An 18,726-nucleotide genomic window follows, 5' to 3' on the forward strand; every position below is an offset into this window, starting at 1 on the left:
CGCCGAGAGGCGTTTTCTGCGGCCCGGTTCTTCTGTCCGCGGCGTAGGGTCGGAACATGACGCGGTTCGCCTTTCTGATCAGCCCGGTCCCGGCGGATGCGACCAGGGACATCGACTCCACGATCACGCAGATCGATCCGGATGCTCCCGCGCTCAGCGTGGGCGATCTCAGCGCGAATCGCGGGGACGGCGTGTTCGAGTCGATCGGCGTCTTCGACGGCAGGGCGAAGCAGGGCGCGCCGCACCTGGAGCGGCTGGCGAAATCCGCGCGACTGCTCGAACTGCCCGAGCCGAACATCGCGCAGTGGAGCCGCGCAGTCGACCGCGCCGTGGCGGCGATCCCCGACCAGGGGGAGTGGACGATCAAGCTGCTGCTCAGTCGGGGCGTGCAGATCGGCGGGCCCGGCGCACCCGCGAGCGGGCCGACCGCCTGGATCACCGCGTCGCCCGCGGCCGACTTCACGGCGGCGCGCGAGAAGGGCATCCGGGTCGTCACCCTCGACCGCGGATACGATTCCGGCGCGGCGCAGCGGGCCCCGTGGCTGCTGATGGGCGCCAAGACGCTCTCGTATGCGGTGAACATGGCCGCGGCCCGAGAAGCGCACAGGCGCGGCGCCGACGAGGCGATCTTCACGACCACGGACGGCTACCTGCTCGAGGCGCCGACCGCGAACGTGATCCTGCGCCGCGGCGACCACTTCATCACACCGGAGCCGACCGCGGGCATCCTGCACGGCACGACGCAGCTCGCCGCATTCGACTGGCTCGAGGAGAACGGCCACCCGACCGGCTACGAGCACATCCCGGTCGCAGCGCTCGCGGCCGCGGATGCCGCGTGGTTCGTCTCGTCGATCAGGCTCGCCGCGCCCGTCACCCACATCGACGGGCGCGAAGTCCCCGTCGACCACGACCTCACTCGAGCACTGAACGCTCACCTGCGCGGCTGATCCGGCCATCCGGGCCCGTGCGTGGCTCGCGAGATGCGCACTTCTTCGACAGAATCACGTCCAAACCTGCGCATCTCGACGAGAAGTGCGCATCTCGGCAGCGGGGCTACGCCGCGCGGCGGATGTGGTCGCGTGCGTGTGCGACGGCGTCGTCGAGTTCCGTGAACAGATGTCGATGGTGGCGCAGCGAGGCGAGCACTCCGACCCTGCGGAAGAGCTCCTTGTGCATCGGCTGGACGCCCTTGATCAGCACCGTGATCCCGCGCCGCTCCAGCGTGCGCACCAGCGTGCTGAGCACGTTCGCCCCTGTCGCATCGACGAGCTCCACACGGGACATCCGCAGGATCGCGACCTGGACGCGCTCGAGGTTCTGTGCGTCGTCGAATACGCGATCCGCGACGGAGAAGATGAGCGGCCCGTCGAATCGCAGGAGCGCGATGCGCTCGTCACCCTCGACAGCGGCGCCGGGCAGCGTCTCCGGAGTGACCCTGGTCGTCCCGGCCAGATGCCGGATCGCGAAGAAGCCGGCGAAGATCACCCCGATCACGACGGCGACGATCAGGTCGAAGGAGACCGTGACGATCGCTGTGAGAATGAAGGCCGCGGCGTCCGACCGCGTCGACCGCAGGATGACGCGCACCGTGGTGAGACGGACCATTCGCACCGCTGTCATGATGAGGACCCCGCCGAGCGCCGCGACCGGGATCGCCGAGACCGGTGCAGAGGCGACGAACACGATCGCCAGCAGGAGCACCGCGTGCGTCACGGCTGCCAAACGCGTGCGCCCGCCGGCGCGGACGTTCACTGCTGTACGGGCGATCGCACCCGTGGCGGGCATGCCCCCGAACATTCCGGCGCCGATGGAGGCGAGTCCTTGGCCGACGAGCTCCCGGTCAGGATGGATCGCGCCGGTGTCGGCGAGTGATGAGGCCACGCGGGCCGACAGCAGCGACTCGATCGCGGCGAGCGCGGCGACCGTCGCGGCCGGGCCCGCGAGCTCCAGGAGCATGGCAGGGTCGACCACGGGCAGGGACGGTGCGGGCAGCGTCGCCGGCAGTGCGCCGATGGTCGTCAGCGGATTCGGGATGACCACGGCGATGATCGTGACCACGACGATGCCGACGAGCGATCCAGGGATCGCCGGATGGATGCGCGGGCACACGATCATGCAGGCCGCGACGATCGCGGCGGCGCCGAGGGCCCACAACGCGTACGTTCCGTTCGCGGTCACGATCGATTCCCATGCGGCGACGGCCGCGTTCGTGTGGTGCGACCCGGCTTCATCCGAGACCAGCGACGGGATCTGCTGCAGGCCGATGATGACGGCGATCCCCAGAGTGAACCCTTCGATCACCGGCCAGGGGATGAAGCTCACGGCGCGCCCGAGCCTGGCCGCTCCCGCCGCGAGGACGATGATCCCCGCCATGACGCTCACTGTGGCGACGGCGCCGAGTCCGTGCTGCGCGACGATCGGGGCGAGCACGACCACCATCGCCCCAGTCGGGCCAGACACCTGCACATGCGATCCGCCGAACACCGCCGCGATCACGCCGGCGATGATCGCTGTGATCAGACCCGCTTCCGCTCCGGCGCCGGAGCTCACGCCGAAGCCCAGCGCGAGCGGCAGGGCGACGATGCCGACGGTGATGCCCGCGATGAGGTCGCCCCGCCAGGTCCGAGGCACCGCCCGGTAGTCGGCGCGCGACGGCAGAAGGCGGGCGAATCTCCGCGCCCTGCCGCTCATCGGGACGGCTCGGTCTCGGCGAGCACGCCCTCGAGGCGGGAACCCTCCTCCGACAGGACATCGAGCAGGAGCGCCCGCGCCACGGTCAGCATCTCGGCCACGCGGGCTCCCGTGATCCGGTAGTAGACGTGGCTTCCCCGCCGCTCCGAGGTCACGAGGCGGTACCGGCGCAGCACGGACAGGTGCTGTGAGAGATGGGAGGCCTCGAGACCGGTCTCGCGCTGAAGGGAGCCCACGCTCAGCTCGTCGCTCTCCGAGAGCAGCTCGAGGATCCGAATGCGCAGCGGATGGGCGAGGCCTTTGAACAGGCTCGCCTTGATCTCATAGAGCGGCCGAGGAAGATCACTGAATGGCATGATGAAGTCATCATATCGCGCCTGCGCCGTTCCGCAGATCCGTCCGTCCTGGTGACGGGGCGTTCAGGGGGCGAGGAGAGCGTCCGCGAACTGGAGGAACCAGGCGCGGGCGATGGTGCGCGTCAGCGCGGTGACACCCTGGGCGCGCTGCGTCGCGAGGCCGTCGGAGTAGGCCGCGAGTTTGAGCGCGGCGGCGTCGGAGTCGACCTCGCGGAACGTGCCGTCGGACGCTCCGCGCGCGATCACCCTGGCCACGCACCGCTCCCAGTGCCGGATGCGCGCGCCGTACGCGTCGTTCATGCCAGGCCGCTGCGAGATCGCCGCCCAGTAGTCCGTCCAGATGCGCCAGTGCGCCTCGACCTCGTCGCCCTCGGCGAACAGCGGCTCGATCAGCATGTCCAGCGCCCGTCGGGCATCCGGCTCCGCATCGGCGGCGGCGACGACCTGCTCGTAGAAGCGCTCGGATTCGGCGATCACGACCGCCCCGAGAATGTCGTCGACGCTGTCGAAGTGATACGTCACCGTGCCCATCGACACGTCGGCCTCCGCAGCGATGTCGCGCAGCGACGACGAGCCGAGGCCCCGCCGAACGATCACGGCGCGCGCCGCCGCGACGATCTGCTCGCGTCGAGCCGCGGGGCTCATCCGGCGCCGCGGAGGCTTCGTCTCGTCGCTCATGCCGACGTGCGCGGAATCGTGTTCGCCTGCGTGCACTCGAAGATCTTCTCGCGCACACCGTCGCGCTCCGCGAAGGCGGTCACGGCGTTTTCGAGATGGAAGCTGTCGGCGTCGCACCGGATGATCGAGCTCGTCTCGATGTCGGCTGCCCAGCCGTCGTTCGACAGTCGCAGCGACCAGCGTGACTCCGTCTCGGGGGATTCCGGATGCCCCTCCCGGATGCGGTAGATCTCCCGCGCGCTCTCGAGGAAGTCGAGACCGTCGGGGTAGTGGCGGGTGCCGCCGTAGTTCGGGTCGATGTCGAGCACGGTCTCCCCTGTGGCGATGTCGCTCGTGACCACGCGCGGCGGGCGCGGTGCGGCAGCGCCATCCGGAACCGTGATCTCGATCGGACGAGCGTGCTCGGCCGGACCGAACGACACCGGTTGCTGGATGTCGGCTGCAAGCGGAAGAGTCACCGTGCTCGCCGACAGGTCCACGTCGAGCGAGCCGTCGACGCCGTGCGGCCAGATCCACGGCCAGTAGTGGTTGCTGATCGCGATCCGGATGGTGTGGCCTGGCTCGAAGCGGTAGCCGGACGCGACGAGGTCGAATGTCACATCGACGTCCTCACCCGGCGTCAGCGGGGCCGAGCGGTCGCGGCCCGCTCTCTTGAGCAGGTTCAGCACGCCGCGGGTGACGAGCGTCGAGGATCCGTCGGGGGCGACGTCGCACAGGCGCACGATCACGTTGCCCCGATCGTGCGTCGACCGCAGCCGCAGGCGCACTTCCGCGCGCCCTAGCAGCTCGAACGGCTCGTCGACGGCGACATCGACGCAGGTCGAACGGCCGTCCTCTGCGCGCTGATCCGGCGGCAGGTCTCCGACGTTGCCGAACGGGAAGAAGCGCCCGGCGTCCTGCCCGGTGTTCCACGGCGAATCGACGATCGCGCGGCCGGTGCCCAGCGGCACCTCGTGTCTGCGGGTCTCGCCCGGCCAGTCGACGCCGACCCAGCGGCCCGGCTGCTCGTCGACGTAGGTGGCGGGCGCGACCGGGTCGTTCACCCACGCGCGCAGGTCGGGGGCGTGCTCGACGCCCGTGTCTGCGCCCTTCAGCCAGCGGTCCCACCAGCGCAGCGTCTCGCCGAGGAAGTCCATGCCGGGCCCCGGCGCCAGGCCGCGGTCGGGGTACTGGTGCGACCACGGCCCGATGATGCCCTTGGTCGGCACCTCGAGGTTCTCGAGCAGGCGCAGCACCGTGTCGCGATACGGGTCGGACCAGCCGCCCACCGCCAGCACTGCGGCGCGGAAGCTGTCGTAGTCCTCGCACGCGCTGCCGTGGCGCCAGTAGTCGTCGCGCTCCTGGTGCGCCAGCCACGTCTCCGCCAGCGGACGCTGGTGCGTGAGACGCTCGCGCCACTGCTCGACCCATCCGTCGCCTGTGACCTCGGGCCGCGGCGGACGGGAAGCGAAGGCGAGCATCGTGCCGGCCCATGCGGCCATGTCGATGGCCAGCACGGCGCCGCCCATGTAGTGCACGTCGTTGTCGTAGCGGTCGTCCGTCGAGCACACCGTGACGATCGCCTTCAGCGCTTCCGGTCCGCGAGCGGCGAGCTGCAGCGAGTTGAATCCGCCCCACGAGATGCCGAACATGCCGACGTCGCCCGAGCACCACGGCTGCTCCGCGAGCCACTCGATGACCCGGATGCCGTCGTCGAGCTCCGCCGCGGAGTACTCGTCGTCGAAGAGCCCTTCACTCGAGCCTGAGCCGCGCACATCGACGCGGATCGACGCGTAGCCGTTCGCGGCGTAGTACGGATGGCGCTCGCTGTCGCGCACGCTCGTCCAGTCGTCCAGTCGGTACGGCAGATACTCCAGGATCGCCGGCACCGGATGCTGCTGTGCGTCCCGCGGCAGCCAGACCCTCGCGTGCAGCCGCACGCCGTCGGGCATCGGGATCCACACGTCGCGCGTGTCGATCTGGTCCTGGTCGATGTCGATCAGCTTCATATCTGGAGCAGGGCCCCCTCATCGTCGCGCACGAAGCGGCCGCCGCCGAGGGCGACCATTCGTGCTTCCGGATTGACGCGGGCGCGTCGGTCGTCCGCGTCGGCATCCGGCAGGTCGGTGTGGCCGGGCTCGACGACGGCATCGAGCAGCGACCGGGTGTACGGGTGGCGTGGGTCGGCGAACAGCTCGGCCGACGGCGCGGCCTCGACGATGCATCCGCCGTTCATCACCACGATCCGATCGGCGACGTTGCGCACCACGGCGAGGTCGTGGCTGATGAACAGGCACGACAGGTCATGGTCGTCGCGCAGCGCGGCCAGCAGTTCGAGCACATCGGCCTGCACCGACACGTCCAGGGCCGTCGTGATCTCGTCGGCGATCAGCAGCGTCGGGTCGGCCGCGAGCGCGCGGGCGATGCCGACGCGCTGGCGCTGCCCGCCCGACAGCTGTGCGGGGATGCGGTCGGCGAATTCCGGCCCGAGCCCCACCTCGGTCAGCAGCGCCTCGACGCGTTCGCGACGGGCGGCCCGGCCGCGCACGCGAGAGAACACCGTCAGCGGACGGGCGATCGCGTCGCCCACGGTGCGCCGCGGGTTCAGCGCGAGATCGGCGTTCTGGAAGATCAGCTGCACCGACCGTCTCACGTCGACCGGCCGCTTCGCGACGGGCTTCAGCAGGTCGTGCCTCGAGCCGTCGGAATCTGTCAGCAGCGCGCTGCCGGAGAGCACGGGCGCGAGCCCGGCGAACGCCGTGGCGACCGTCGACTTCCCGCTGCCGGATTCTCCGACGATCGCGACGGTCTCGCCGCGGTGGATGTCGAGGCCGAAGTCGCGCACCGCGCGCGTCGACGCTCCCGGATACCGGATGTCGATGCCTTCGCATCTCAGCACGGCGTCGTCTGCGCGCTCCCGGACATCCGGTACTGCTGCGCCCTCGATGCGCGGCGCCGCGTCGAGCAGCTTCCGCGTGTACGTCTCGACGGGTCGCTCGAGCACGTCGAGCACTTCGCCGCGCTCGACCTCGCGGCCGGTGCGCAGCACGAGCACGTCGTCGGCGACTGCCGAGACGACGCCGAGGTCGTGGCTGACGATCAGCACCGCCATGCCGAGCTCCGCTCGCAGGTCGTTCACGAGCGCGAGCACAGCGGCCTGGGTGATCACGTCGAGCGCGGCGGTCGGCTCGTCGAGCACGAGGATCTTCGGGTTCGTCGCGACCGCCATCGCGATGCCGACGCGCTGCTGCTGGCCGCCGGAGAGCTCGTGCGGGTAGCGGCGGCCGATCGTCTCGGGGGAGGGGAGGCGCACGAGTCGGAACAGGGAGGCGATCCGCTCGTCGCCCGAAGGGAGGTCGTGCACGCGCAGCGCCTCGCGGATCTGCTCGCCGACGCGGATCGTCGGGGTGAGCGCGTGCCCGGCGTTCTGCGCGACGAGGGCCACCCGCTCGCCGCGCAGCCGCCGAAGCGCCTCGGGTGCAAGCGAGAAGACGTCGTCGTCGAAGACGGTGACGGAACCGGAATCGATGCGCGAGCCGTCCCGCAGTTGCCCGAGCAGGGTGCGCGCGGCGGTCGACTTGCCGCTGCCCGACTCTCCGACGAGGCCGAGTGTCCGGCCTTCGGTGAGGGAGAACGACAGCTCGTCGACGACGGTGACGCGCTGATCACCTGTGCGGTAGGAGATGGTGAGGTCGCGCACCTGTGCGACGGCGGCGGCGGCGGCGGTCATGCGGGCGCTCCTCTCCTCGCGCGGTCGACTCCGAAGTGCTTGCCGAGCCCGTCGGCGGCGAGGTTGAGCCCGACCACCAGAATCGACAGCGCGACGATGGGCGCGAGGGTTCCTGCGGGCGCCACGGTCAGCGCGGCGCGGTTCTCCTGGATCATGAGCCCCCAATCGGGCGTCGGCGGGTTCACACCGAAGCCGAGGAACGACAGCGTCGAGACGAGCAGCACGACCCACGATGCGCGCATCGCGAACTCGACGAGGATCGTGTCGAGGATGTTCGGCAGCACCTCGCGCGCGATGATCGGAAGCGAGCGTTCGCCTCGGGCCCTCGCCGCCGCCACGTAGCCGGTCGAGAGGACGGGGAAGGTCGCTCCGCGCACGACGCGCGCCACGGCGGGAACGTACACGACGGCGACGGCGAGAACGAGCACCCAGAGGCTGTTGCCGAACACGCTCACGATGAGAAGCATCGCCAGCACGGCGGGCACGGCGAGGATCGCATCGAGCACGCGGGTGATGCCGCCGTCGACCCAGCGTCCGTAGTACGCGGCCACCGTGCCGATGAGGGTTCCGACGATGACGGCGACGAGGGTCGCCAGCAGAGCCACGAGCAGCGCGAACCTGCCGCCCTCCAGCGTGCGGGACAGCACGTCGCGGCCGTACTGGTCGGTGCCGAGCAGGTGCTGCCAGCTGGCACCGGCGAGCGCATTCGGCGAATCCGTGGCGATCGGGTCATAGGGTGAGAGCCATGGCGCCACCACGGCGACGATCACGGTGAGGGCGACGAGCAGCAGCCCGATGCGGGTGCCTGCGGTGAGATCGCGGAGCCGGATCATGCGGCGGCCTCCTTCGTCTGGCGAACGGCTCGTCGGTGCAGCGTGCGCTGGCGCGGGTCGATCCACAGTGCGGCGAGGTCTGCCGCGAGATTGACCACGACGTACACGACGGCGCTGACCACGGCGATCGCCTGCAGCATCGGCAGGTCGCGCGTCGAGACCGACTCGATCATCAGCTTGCCGAGTCCGGGGTAGTTGAAGACCGACTCGACCACGACGACGCCGCCCAGCAGCCACGCCACGTTGATCGAGATGACGGGAAGCACGGGCAGCAGGGCGCTGGGTGCGACGTGGCGCCACAGCACGGTGCGCCTTGGCACGCCCTTCAGCTCCGCCGTCACGGCGTACTCGGCTGAGAGCCCGTCGATCGTCGAGGAGCGCATTGCCCGGATGATGTACGCGGCCATCGCGATGATCAGGGTCACCGCGGGCAGGATGATCGACGGCAGCAGATCGGTGAACGCCGCGTCCGGCCCCTGCAGCACGACAGCGGGGAAGACCGGCAGCACGATCGCCAGCAGCAGGATCAGCAGAGTCGCGATGACGAACTCGGGGATGCTCATCAGCACGAGCGAGAGCACCGACACGGACGAGTCGGTCGCCGTGCCGCGGCGGTGCGCGGCGAGCACGCCGAGGGCGACGGCGATGCCGATGCCGAAGACGATGGCGGGGGCGGCGATCATCAGCGTGTGGGAGAAGGCGTTCCAGATCTCGTCGGACACGGGCCCGCCCGAGACGAGCGACGTGCCGAAGTCACCGGTGACGGCACCGGCGATCCAGCTGCCGAAGCGCAACCACACGTTCTGGTCGAGGCCGAGCTGCGCGCGCAGCGTCTCGACGGCCTCCGGCGTGGCGTTCTGTCCGAGCAGCTGCTGGGCGACGTCGCCGGGCAGCGCCTGTACGGCGAAGAAGACGAAGAACGCGGCGAGGAACAGGGTGACGAGGCCCGTCGCGAGGCGCGTTGCGATGAGGCGGAGCATGGCCGGTCAGCCCTCCTTCAGCCCGATGGACATGTAGTCGAACTCGAAGCCATATTCGTCGTAGCCGACGACGTTCTCGCCGAGCCCGACGAGACGGTCGCCGAAGACGGGCGTCATATCGGCGCCGTCGGCGACGATGAGCCGCTGTGCGTCCTGGTACTTCTGCAGACGCGTGGCATCGTTCATGTCGGCACGGGCCTCGTCGAGCAGACGGTCGAAATCGGGGTTGGACCACGCCGATTCGTTGTAGCTGGAGCCGGAGCGGAAGATCTGGTTCAGCAGCTGGTCGATCGGGCGCCCCGTGAACCAGTAGCTGACCATGAGCGGCTCGGCCATCCAGATCTGCGTGTAGTACGAGTCGGCGGCGACGTTCGTGATGTCGAGGTCGATTCCCGCCTGCTTCACCTGTGAGGCGTAGGCCGTGGCGATCGCGGTGAAGTTCGGCTCGTACGCCGAGGTGTGGATCTTCGCGGAGAAGCCCTCCCTGCCGATCTTGGCCAGGATGCTCTTCGCCTTCTCGGGGTCGTACTCGCGCTGTTCGTCGACGAAGGCGGCCAGCTGGGGAGGCACAGGGTTGTCCCACCCGGGTGTGCCGGTTCCCTGCAGGGCGGTGTCGAGGACGGCACGCGGATCGTAGGCGAGCTTCATCGCCTGGCGCATCTGCGGGTCGGCGAACTCGTCGCTGGTGTGCAGCATCGGGATCGTGTACCACTGCGCGTTCTCGACGCGGGAGACGGTGACGCCGGGGGAGCCGGAGACGACGCGCGCCGTGGGGTTGTCGAGATTGGTCTGCGAGAGGAGGTCGACCTGACGGGCGAGCAGCGCGTTCACCCTGGCCGAAGTGTCCTGGATCGAGAAGAACTCGATCCGGTCGAGGGCGGCGCGACCGCCGAAGTACTCCTCGTTCGCCCGGATGGCGCCCTGGCCGGCAGGTGTGAAGCTCTCCAGCACGAACGGACCGGTGCCGATGCCGGTGCGGCCGATGTCGGCGGCCGAGTCCTCAGGAATCACGTAGCACTGGTAGGCGGTCAGCAGCGAGGGGAACTCCGCATTGGGGGAGGTCAGCCGGAACCGGACGGTGGTCGCATCGACGGCCTCGATGCGCTCGATCTGCTCGAGGGGGCCCGCCTGCGGCGACGCCGTCTCCGGATCGAGGATGTGCCCGAACGTGTATCGCACGTCGCGGGCGGTGAGCGCGCGGCTGTCGTGGAACGTCACGCCGCTGCGCAGGCGGAAGTCCCACACCGTCGCGTCGGCGTTCGCCGACCAGTCAGTCGCGAGATCCGGAACGGTCTCGCCCGCACGGTCGAGCTTGACGAGGCGGTTGTAGATCGCGCCGAGGTACTCGTATGCGGACAGTGAGCTGGCCGGGTCGAGGGTCTCGGCGGCCGAGGCCGCGGGGCGGGCGATGCGCATGGCGGCGCCGGGCTTCGCCTTGCCGGTTGCCGCGGTGTCCGCGAGTTGCAGGGGCGGTGCCCCGCACGCGGCGAGGCCGAGGGTTGCGGAGGCTCCGAGGAGCCCTCCGAGGATGTGTCGACGGTTGAGAGTCACAGGTTTCTTCCAGACGCTAATCGTTCGCTTGCACGATACAGCGATCTGTCAGGAACCCAAATCGGCCACCGATCGGGAGCGGCCCGCTCGCAGCGCCGCCTTCCCTGTCATGCGTAGGGACCATCCGGAATCCGACACGCCGCAGGAACGACTCGCGTCGAAGGGGAGGGGAGCGTATGCATGCGAATATAAATGCCAGATCCGGGCCCGTGTGCGGCTCGCGAGATGCGCACATTTTCGACCGAATCACGTCCAGAACGGCGCATCTCGACGAGAAGTGCGCATCTCGGCAGCTGGTGGGTGCGAGGTGAGGTGAGCGGCGGGGGACGGGAAAGGCCCCGTGCGCGGGGCGCACGGGGCCGAGAAGCCGGATGATCCGCGTCCCCCGAGGTGCGGATCATCCGGGGACGGGTCAGCCGAAGCGGCCGGAGACGTAGTCCTCGGTGGCCTGGACGGCCGGGCTGGTGAAGATCTTCGTGGTCTCGTCGAACTCGATCAGCTTGCCTGGCTTGCCGGTGCCCGCGATGTTGAAGAACGCCGTCTTGTCGCTGACGCGGCTGGCCTGCTGCATATTGTGCGTCACGATCACGACGGTGTAGTCGTTCTTCAGCTCTGCGATCAGCTCCTCGATCGCGAACGTCGAGATCGGGTCGAGGGCCGAGCACGGCTCGTCCATCAGGATGACCTCGGGCGAGACCGCGATCGCGCGTGCGATGCACAGGCGCTGCTGCTGCCCGCCGGAGAGGCCGGAGCCGGGCTTCTCGAGCCGGTCCTTGACTTCGTTCCACAGGTTCGCGCCGCGCAGCGACCGCTCGACGAGATCGTCCTGATCGCTCTTCGACATCCGGGAGTTGTTCAGCTTCACACCGGCCAGCACGTTGTCGCGGATCGACATCGTCGGGAACGGGTTCGGGCGCTGGAACACCATGCCCACCTGTCGGCGCACCAGTACGGGATCGACGCCCGGGTCGTAGAGGTTCTTGCCGTCCAGCAGCACCTCACCCGCCACGCGGGCGCCGGGGATCACTTCGTGCATCCGGTTCAGGGTGCGCAGGAAGGTGGACTTGCCGCAGCCGGACGGACCGATGAAGGCCGTGACGCTGCGCGGCTGGATGTCGATCGAGACGCCCTCGACGGCGAGGAAGTCGCCGTAGTAGACGTTCAGATCGTTGACTTCGATGCTCTTGGACAACGTGATTCCTTCTTATCGGGACTTGGGCGCGAAGATCTTCGCGATCAGGCGGGCGACGAGGTTGAGAACCATCACGATCAGGATGAGCGCGAGTGCTGCGCCCCACGCGTTCGCCACAGCCGCGTCCGGTGTCGTTCCCTGGTTCATGTACGAGTTGTAGGCGAACACCGGAAGGGTCATCATCTGGCCGTCGAACAGGTTCGTGTTCATCCCCATCGTCATACCTGCGGTGAGCAGCAGCGGAGCCGTCTCACCGATGACGCGCGCGATGGCGAGCATGATGCTCGTGACGATTCCGGCGATGGAGGTGGGCAGCACGATCTTGACGATCGTGAGCCACTTCGGCACTCCGAGTGCGTAGGAGGCCTCACGCAGCTCGTTCGGCACGATGCGCAGCAGTTCCTCGCTGCCGCGCACCACGACGGGGATCATCAGCACGCTGAGCGCGAGAGAGCCCATGAAGCCCATGGATATGCCAGGGCCGATCAGCAGGGCGAACACCGAATAGATGAACAGACCGGCGACGATCGAGGGGATGCCGGTCATGACGTCGACGAAGAACGTGATCGCCTTGGCGATCCTGCCGCCGTTGCCGTACTCGACGAGATAGATCGACGTCATCAGCCCGATCGGCACGGAGATGAGCGTGGCCATCAGCGTGATCAGCACGGTGCCCCACATCGCGTGCACGATGCCGCCGCCCTCGCCGACGATGTTGCGCATCGAGTAGGTGAAGAACTCCCCGTCGAAGCGCAGGATGCCGTTGCTGACGACGGTCCACAGCAGCGACAGCAGGGGCAGCAGCGCGAGGACGAACGCCGTGCTGACCAGACCCGTCATCAGGCGGTCCATTGCGTGTCGTCGGCTCTCGGCGGCGAGTGAGACGGTCACGATCAGCACGATGTACAGCAGCATCGCGACGATGACGGCGCCGGCGACGTTGAAGCCCGCCAGCCCGTCCTCGCCGATCGCGACGATGCCGAAGACGGCGAACGAGACGATGAAGGCGACGGCGACGAGGCCCCATGGGGCCCAGCCGGGCAGACGGTTCGCGGTCAGCGAGACGGAGGCGCTCGAGGGCGCGGCCGTTGTGGTCACTGTGGTCATGTCAGTTCGCTCCCGAGAACTCGGCGCGGCGGTTGACGACCCAGCGCGCCAGCGCGTTGACGGCGAAGGTCACGACGAACAGGATGAGACCGGTCGCGATCAGGGCGTTGACGCCTTCGCCGTGGGCCTCGGGGAAGGCCAGGGCGATATTGGCGGGGATCGTGGTGGGGTTGACCGAGGTGAGCACCTCGAAGGAGACGACGCCCGTCACCGAGAGCACCATGGTCACAGCCATCGTCTCGCCGAGCGCGCGGCCGAGGCCGAGCATCGCTCCGGAGACCATGCCTCCGCGTGCGAACGGGAGCACCGCCATCCGGATCATCTCCCAGCGTGTGGCGCCGAGCGCGAGTGCGGCCTCCTCGTGCAGGCGCGGCGCCTGCAGGAACACCTCACGGCAGATCGCGGTCATCACGGGCAGGATCATCACCGCGAGCACGAGCGACGCCGTGAGGATCGTGCGGCCCGTCGGTGAGACCACGCCGCCGAACAGCGGGATCCAGCCGAGGTACGCGTTCAGCCATGCGAATCCGGGCTGCAGCAGCGGGGCGAACACGAGGCCGCCCCACAAGCCGAACACCACAGAGGGCACGGCGGCCAGCAGATCGATGACGTAGCCGAGCACCGCGGCGAGTGCGCGCGGCGCGTAGTGCGAGATGAACAGCGCGATGCCGATCGCGATCGGCGTCGCGATGATGAGCGCCAGGAACGACGACCAGACCGTGCCGAACACGAACGGGCCGACGTAGGACCAGAACGACTCGCCCTCGAGGATGTGGTTGCCGCTGGTGTCCGGCTTGAACGCCGGGATCGACTGCACGACGAGGAAGACAGCGACAGCGGCGAGGACGAGCAGGATGATCCAGCCGGCACCGAGCGCCGAGCCGGAGAAGATGAGGTCTCCTGGGCGCTTCTTCGCCTTGATCGCACCCGGCTGGGCCTGGGATTCGGACTCGGGCGACGGCTTCTCGGCGTCGGCCGTTTTCTCAGACGCGCTCATTGGCTCCTGGTCCTCGGATTTCGGTGGTTTCGACTCGGGGAATCGTGGCGGTGCCCCCGTCGCCTCTCACGCGTCGTGCGCGTCAGAGAGCGACGGGGGCACCGGCGACCGATCAGACGATCAGCCGACCTGGATGGTGTCGATCGCGCCGAGCACCTGCTCGCGGAGCGAGTCGGAGATCGGTGCGTTGCCCGCGTTCTCGGCTGCGGCGTCCTGACCCTCAGCGCTGGCCATGTACTCGAAGTAGCCCTTCACCAGAGCGGCGACGTTCTCGTCCTCGTACTGCTCGCACGCGATGGCGTAGCTGACCAGGGCGATCGGGTAGGCGCCACCGGTGGCGCCTGCCGGGTCGATGTCGAAGACGAGGTCGCCCTCGCCGCGGCCCTCGACGAGCGGCGAGTTCTCGACGAGCGCGGCGGCCGCGTCCGAGGAGTACTCGACGTACTCGCCGTCGACGCCGACGTGCACCTGGCCGGATCCTTCGGGGATCTGCGACGCGTCGAGGTAGCCGATCGTGCCCACACCGCTGCCGAGCACCTGCGCGACGCCCGAGGTCTGCTGGGCGGCCTCGCCGCTGTCGAGCGGCCACTCACCGGAGATCTCGAAGTCCCAGACGTCGGGAGCGGTTGCCTGCAGGTAGGTCACGAACGTCTCGGTGGTGCCCGAGTCGTCGGCGCGGTGCACCGGGGTGATGTCCAGGTCGGGCAGCTCGGCGTCGGGGTTCGCCTCGGCGATCGCGTCGTCGGACCAGTTGCTGATCTCACCGGCGAAGATGCCGGCGATCGTCTCGGCGTCGAGGTTCAGGGTGTCGACGCCCTCGAGGTTGAATGCCACGGCGACGGGCGAGATGTACATCGGAACCTCGACGATGTCGTCGGTCGAGCAGGCGCCGAAGCCGCCTGCGGCGACCTCTTCGTCGTCGAACGCACGGTCGGAGCCGATGAAGTTGCTCGCGCCGGCGAGGAAGTTCTCGCGGCCCGTGCCGGAGCCGGTCGACTCGTAGTTGACGGTCACGCCGTCGTTTGCGGTCTGGAAGCCGGCGACCCAGGCCTCCTGAGCGGCCACCTGCGAGGAGGCGCCGCTGGCGTTGATCGTGCCCTCGAGTGCCGTGCCGTCCTCGCTGCCGTTCGCGGCGTCGCCGGATCCGCCTTCGTTAGCCGCGCAGGCGGTGAGTGCGAGAGCGGCAGCGGCACCGAGCACCGCGACGCTGGTGAAACGGGTGATCTTCACTGTGTTTCCGTTCAGTCATGTGGTCAGGGATGACCCCGCAGAACTCCGGGGCACGCACTGACGCTAGGCGGACGCGTTAACGAGAGTGCGCTCCCTGGGTGAACGGAAGGTGAACGGGGAGCGAAGGGCGCGCATATCCGCCTCGAATGGGGAATCCGGTGCCACGATGACTATGCTGCGGCACCGCAGCCGCGCAGATCCGGATGGGGCGTGCACGTCAGACGAGAGGCGAATGTGCCTCGACGGCGACGATGCTCCGTTCCGGTTCGTGCTTGCTGATGTGCGCCACGGTGAACGACCCGGTCGACATCGCCGAACGCGTGTCGACCCGCGACGCTCTGCGCGCACCCGTCTCGAGCCAGAGCTGCTCGAGGATCCCCGGCAGCACGGGCCCGTGGCTGCACAGCACCGCTCCCTTGCCTGCGGCGAGGCGCTCGGAAACGACGCTGCGCACGTCGTCGAGCCCGTCCTCCCAGGCGTCCTGACTGATGGCATCGGTCTCGGCGATGGGGCGTCCCAGCGCCTTCGACAGCGGACGCACGGTCTGCAGGCACCTCGTGGCGGTGCTCGAGACCACTTTGCGCACACCGAACGCGCGCAGCTCGCCGGCGAGCGCCTTGGCCTGGTCCCTGCCCTTGGGGAGAAGAGGGCGGAGGTGGTCTGCCCTCGGCCAGTCCTTGCGCGACATCGCCGCGCCGTGCCGCAGGGCGACGACGGGGAACGTCGCGCGAGCGCCGTTCTCGAACTGCGCGAGGAACTGCTCGAGGATGTCGACGTCGAACTCGTAGGTGAGCCGCTTCAGCGCCTTCTCTGCCGTCAACCACTCGACAGCCGAGACCTCGCGGTTGGGGGCGAACGTGCTCTCGCGGACGGCGCGATCCTTCGCGCGCATCGCCCAGTAGTGCACGATCTTGTCGCGCCCGTTCGGCAGTGCGTAGCGCGTGTCTCCGATCGGTGGGCCCAGCGGCGCGGCGATGCCCGTCTCCTCCCGCACCTCGCGCGCGGCGGTCTCGGCGAGGATCTCACCCGCCTTGACCTTGCCCTTCGGGAAGCTGATGTCGTCGTGGGTGGTGCGATGCACGACGAGGACGCGCAGTCTTCCGCCGGTGACGCGCCAGAGGACGCCGCCCGCGGCGTAGACCGTGCTCGTGCTCACCGTGTCATTATTCATCGCGGTGAGCGCGAGCGGCGGCGACCCGCGACGATCTCCATAGTCCGATCCTGCACATCGACGATCGGGCTGCCGTCTGCGTCGAGGTGATGGCGGGTCCACACGGCGTCCGCGCCGAGCTGCCATGTCGCCGACGAGTCGTCCATCGCCATCGCGAACAGGTCGAGCAGCTCCCTGATGTGGCGCTCTTCTTTCACACGTACGAGTGCTTCCACGCGGCGGTCGAGGTTGCGGTGCATCATGTCGGCGCTGCCGATGAACACCTCGGGGCTGCCGTCGTTCTCGAACGCGAAGATGCGCGAGTGCTCGAGGTAGCGTCCGAGCACGCTGCGCACCCGGATGTTGTCGCTGACGCCGGGAAGATCGACGCGCAGGCTGCAGATGCCGCGCACCCAGACATCGACCTGCACACCGGCCTGGCTGGCGCGGTAGAGCGCGTCGATGATCTGCTCGTCGACCATCGAATTGACCTTGATCCGCACCGCGGCCGGCTTGCCGTCGCGGGCATGCTTCGTCTCGCGTTCGATCAGCTTGACCAGACCCTTGCGCAGGTGCAGCGGCGCGACCAGCAGTCGCTTGAACTTCTTCTCGATCGCGTAGCCGCTCAGCTCGTTGAACAGACGGGTCAGGTCGAGTCCGATGGCCGGGTCGCAGGTGAACAGCCCGAAGTCCTCGTACATCCGGCTGGTCTTCGGGTTGTAGTTGCCCGTGCCGACGTGGCTGTAGTGGCGCAGCTGGCCGCGCTCTTCGCGGATGACGAGGGCGAGCTTGCAGTGCGTCTTGAGTCCGACGAGGCCGTACACGACGTGCACGCCGGCCTTCTCGAGCTGGCGCGCCCACTCGATGTTGTTGGCTTCGTCGAAGCGCGCCTTCACCTCGACGAGGGCGAGCACCTGCTTGCCGTTCTGGGCGGCCTCGATCAGCGCGGCGATGATCGGGCTGTCACCGCTGGTGCGGTACAGCGTCTGCTTGATCGCCAGCACGTGCGGGTCGCGGGCAGCCTGCTCCAGGAAGGCCTGCACGCTGGTCGCGAACGACTCGTACGGGTGGTGCACGAGCACGTCGCCGCCGCGGATGGCCTGGAAGATATCGGCCTTCGCGTGCTTCGAGTCCGCGTCCTTCGGGCGCAACTCGAGCGCCGTCACGGGAACGTGCTTGGGGTACCTCAGCTCCGGCCGGTCGAGGGAGGAGAAGCCGAACAGGGCGCGCAGATCGAGCGGTCCGCGCAGGCGGTAGACCTCCTGCTCGGAGATGTCGAGCTCGTCGAGCAGCAGGTCGAGCGTGACGTCGTCCATCTCCTCGGCGATCTCGAGCCGGATGGGCGGCCCGAAGCGCCGCCGACGCAGCTCCTGCTCGAGCGCCTGGATCAGGTTCTCGGTCTCGTCCTCCTCGACGACCATGTCCTCGTTGCGCGTGAGGCGGAAGGCGTGGTGCTCGAGTACGTCCATGCCGGGGAACAGGTCCGAGAGGTTCTCGGCGATGAGATCCTCCAGCGGAAGCATCCGACCGTGGTTCGTCTGCTCCGTGCCGGGCACGGGCACCATCCGGGGCAGCATCGGAGGCACCTTGAGGCGCGCGAAGTCCTGACGCCCGGTGCGGGCGTTCCTGATGCGCACAGCGAGGTTCAGCGACAACCCGGAGATGTAGGGGAACGGGTGTGCGGGGTCGACGGCGAGAGGCATCAGCACGGGGAAGACCTGCACCTGGAAGTACTCGTACAGCTCCGCCTGCTCCTCGCCGGTGAGATCGTGCCACGCCACGATCTCGACACCCTCGGCGGCCAGAGCGGGGCGCACCTGCTCGTGCCACACAGCGGCGTGACGCTCCTGCAGCGCGTGCGCCTCGGCGCCGATCGACTCGAGCACCTTCGCTGGTGCGGTGCCGATGTTGTTCGGTATCGCGAGCCCCGTCATGATGCGACGCTTCAGACCCGCCACGCGCACCATGAAGAACTCGTCGAGGTTGCTGGCGAAGATGCCGAGGAAGTTGGTGCGCTCCAGCAGCGGCACGTTCGGGTCCTCGGCGAGCTCGAGCACACGCTGGTTGAACGCCAGCCAGCTCAGCTCGCGGTCGACGTAGCGATTGTCAGGCAGATCGACGTCGGCCGTCGGTACGAGCTCGTCGAAGTCGTCGTCCTCCGAGTCTCCCAGCCCGGTGTCGACGATCGATGCGTCCGTCATGGCTGCTCCTGCCGATCGATTCAGTGGGCTCCCATCCTGGCACCCGCAGGT

At 68.7% G+C, this 18,726-nt stretch carries 15 protein-coding genes; 1 reads left to right on the forward strand and 14 read right to left on the reverse strand.

All coding sequences use genetic code 11. The annotated features are described in order from the left end of the window. Positions 1 to 56 precede the first annotated feature (56 nt). Positions 57 to 947, forward strand: coding sequence for an aminodeoxychorismate lyase (locus CIK77_RS07980; protein WP_087056016.1), 891 nt, complete (start codon positions 57 to 59; stop codon positions 945 to 947). Positions 948 to 1,053: 106 nt separating this feature from the next. Here CIK77_RS07980 and CIK77_RS07985 read toward each other — a convergent pair whose 3' ends face one another. From CIK77_RS07985 to CIK77_RS08050, 14 genes are all read right to left on the reverse strand, one after another. Next, positions 1,054 to 2,691: a SulP family inorganic anion transporter gene (locus CIK77_RS07985; protein WP_087056017.1), complete on the reverse strand. Its 1,638-nt coding sequence runs from the start codon at positions 2,689 to 2,691 to the stop codon at positions 1,054 to 1,056. After that, complete coding sequence (locus tag CIK77_RS07990) at positions 2,688 to 3,047, reverse strand: ArsR/SmtB family transcription factor (protein WP_087056018.1); 360 nt, start codon at positions 3,045 to 3,047, stop codon at positions 2,688 to 2,690. Before CIK77_RS07990 ends, CIK77_RS07985 begins: the two co-directional genes overlap by 4 nt. Positions 3,048 to 3,110: 63 nt before the next feature. After that, a complete protein-coding gene (locus CIK77_RS07995; RefSeq protein ID WP_087056323.1) occupies positions 3,111 to 3,725 on the reverse strand; it encodes a TetR/AcrR family transcriptional regulator in 615 nt (204 codons plus the stop codon). Then, positions 3,722 to 5,713, reverse strand: a complete 1,992-nt coding sequence (locus CIK77_RS08000; protein ID WP_087056019.1) for a CocE/NonD family hydrolase — start codon at positions 5,711 to 5,713, stop codon at positions 3,722 to 3,724. Before CIK77_RS08000 ends, CIK77_RS07995 begins: the two co-directional genes overlap by 4 nt. Continuing rightward, entirely contained in the window at positions 5,710 to 7,434 is a 1,725-nt protein-coding gene (locus tag CIK77_RS08005) for a dipeptide ABC transporter ATP-binding protein (RefSeq protein WP_114347234.1), read from the reverse strand. The genes CIK77_RS08000 and CIK77_RS08005 overlap by 4 nt, the downstream gene beginning before the upstream one ends. Then, positions 7,431 to 8,267 carry an ABC transporter permease gene (locus CIK77_RS08010; RefSeq protein ID WP_087056021.1) on the reverse strand — a complete coding sequence of 279 codons (837 nt, stop codon included), beginning with the start codon at positions 8,265 to 8,267 and terminating at the stop codon, positions 7,431 to 7,433. The genes CIK77_RS08005 and CIK77_RS08010 overlap by 4 nt, the downstream gene beginning before the upstream one ends. After that, a complete protein-coding gene (locus CIK77_RS08015; protein WP_087056022.1) occupies positions 8,264 to 9,247 on the reverse strand; it encodes an ABC transporter permease in 984 nt (327 codons plus the stop codon). The genes CIK77_RS08010 and CIK77_RS08015 overlap by 4 nt, the downstream gene beginning before the upstream one ends. Before the next feature lie 6 nt (positions 9,248 to 9,253). Then, on the reverse strand, positions 9,254 to 10,798 hold the full coding sequence (locus CIK77_RS08020) for an ABC transporter substrate-binding protein (RefSeq protein ID WP_087056023.1): 1,545 nt from the start codon (positions 10,796 to 10,798) through the stop codon (positions 9,254 to 9,256). Between the two features lie 412 nt (positions 10,799 to 11,210). Continuing rightward, positions 11,211 to 11,990: a phosphate ABC transporter ATP-binding protein PstB gene (gene pstB / locus CIK77_RS08025; protein ID WP_087056024.1), complete on the reverse strand. Its 780-nt coding sequence runs from the start codon at positions 11,988 to 11,990 to the stop codon at positions 11,211 to 11,213. A gap of 12 nt (positions 11,991 to 12,002) precedes the next feature. After that, the gene (gene pstA, locus CIK77_RS08030) at positions 12,003 to 13,097 is read right to left on the reverse strand and encodes a phosphate ABC transporter permease PstA (protein ID WP_087056025.1); all 1,095 of its coding nucleotides are present in this window, start codon (positions 13,095 to 13,097) and stop codon (positions 12,003 to 12,005) included. A 1-nt stretch (position 13,098) separates the two neighbouring features. Beyond that, positions 13,099 to 14,094: a phosphate ABC transporter permease subunit PstC gene (gene pstC / locus CIK77_RS08035; RefSeq protein WP_087056026.1), complete on the reverse strand. Its 996-nt coding sequence runs from the start codon at positions 14,092 to 14,094 to the stop codon at positions 13,099 to 13,101. Positions 14,095 to 14,214: 120 nt separating this feature from the next. Further along, a complete protein-coding gene (locus tag CIK77_RS08040; RefSeq protein ID WP_087056027.1) occupies positions 14,215 to 15,324 on the reverse strand; it encodes a phosphate ABC transporter substrate-binding protein PstS in 1,110 nt (369 codons plus the stop codon). A gap of 217 nt (positions 15,325 to 15,541) precedes the next feature. Further along, complete coding sequence (locus tag CIK77_RS08045; protein WP_087056028.1) at positions 15,542 to 16,480, reverse strand: NUDIX hydrolase; 939 nt, start codon at positions 16,478 to 16,480, stop codon at positions 15,542 to 15,544. Between the two features lie 11 nt (positions 16,481 to 16,491). Then, complete coding sequence (locus CIK77_RS08050) at positions 16,492 to 18,675, reverse strand: RNA degradosome polyphosphate kinase (RefSeq protein ID WP_087056029.1); 2,184 nt, start codon at positions 18,673 to 18,675, stop codon at positions 16,492 to 16,494. Positions 18,676 to 18,726 lie beyond the last annotated feature (51 nt).

Source organism: Microbacterium sp. JB110, assembly GCF_003335195.1.
Lineage (GTDB): Bacteria > Actinomycetota > Actinomycetes > Actinomycetales > Microbacteriaceae > Microbacterium.

Bases quoted from the DNA above. Each gene is read 5' to 3' on its own strand.
- CIK77_RS07980 (WP_087056016.1), top strand. From the start codon at position 57: ATGACGCGGTTCGCCTTTCTGATCAGCCCGGTCCCGGCGGATGCGACC.
- CIK77_RS07985 (WP_087056017.1), bottom strand. From the start codon at position 2,691: ATGAGCGGCAGGGCGCGGAGATTCGCCCGCCTTCTGCCGTCGCGCGCC.
- CIK77_RS07990 (WP_087056018.1), bottom strand. From the start codon at position 3,047: ATGCCATTCAGTGATCTTCCTCGGCCGCTCTATGAGATCAAGGCGAGC.
- CIK77_RS07995 (WP_087056323.1), bottom strand. From the start codon at position 3,725: ATGAGCGACGAGACGAAGCCTCCGCGGCGCCGGATGAGCCCCGCGGCT.
- CIK77_RS08000 (WP_087056019.1), bottom strand. From the start codon at position 5,713: ATGAAGCTGATCGACATCGACCAGGACCAGATCGACACGCGCGACGTG.
- CIK77_RS08005 (WP_114347234.1), bottom strand. From the start codon at position 7,434: ATGACCGCCGCCGCCGCCGCCGTCGCACAGGTGCGCGACCTCACCATC.
- CIK77_RS08010 (WP_087056021.1), bottom strand. From the start codon at position 8,267: ATGATCCGGCTCCGCGATCTCACCGCAGGCACCCGCATCGGGCTGCTG.
- CIK77_RS08015 (WP_087056022.1), bottom strand. From the start codon at position 9,247: ATGCTCCGCCTCATCGCAACGCGCCTCGCGACGGGCCTCGTCACCCTG.
- pstA (WP_087056025.1), bottom strand. From the start codon at position 13,097: ATGACCACAGTGACCACAACGGCCGCGCCCTCGAGCGCCTCCGTCTCG.
- pstC (WP_087056026.1), bottom strand. From the start codon at position 14,094: ATGAGCGCGTCTGAGAAAACGGCCGACGCCGAGAAGCCGTCGCCCGAG.
- CIK77_RS08050 (WP_087056029.1), bottom strand. From the start codon at position 18,675: ATGACGGACGCATCGATCGTCGACACCGGGCTGGGAGACTCGGAGGAC.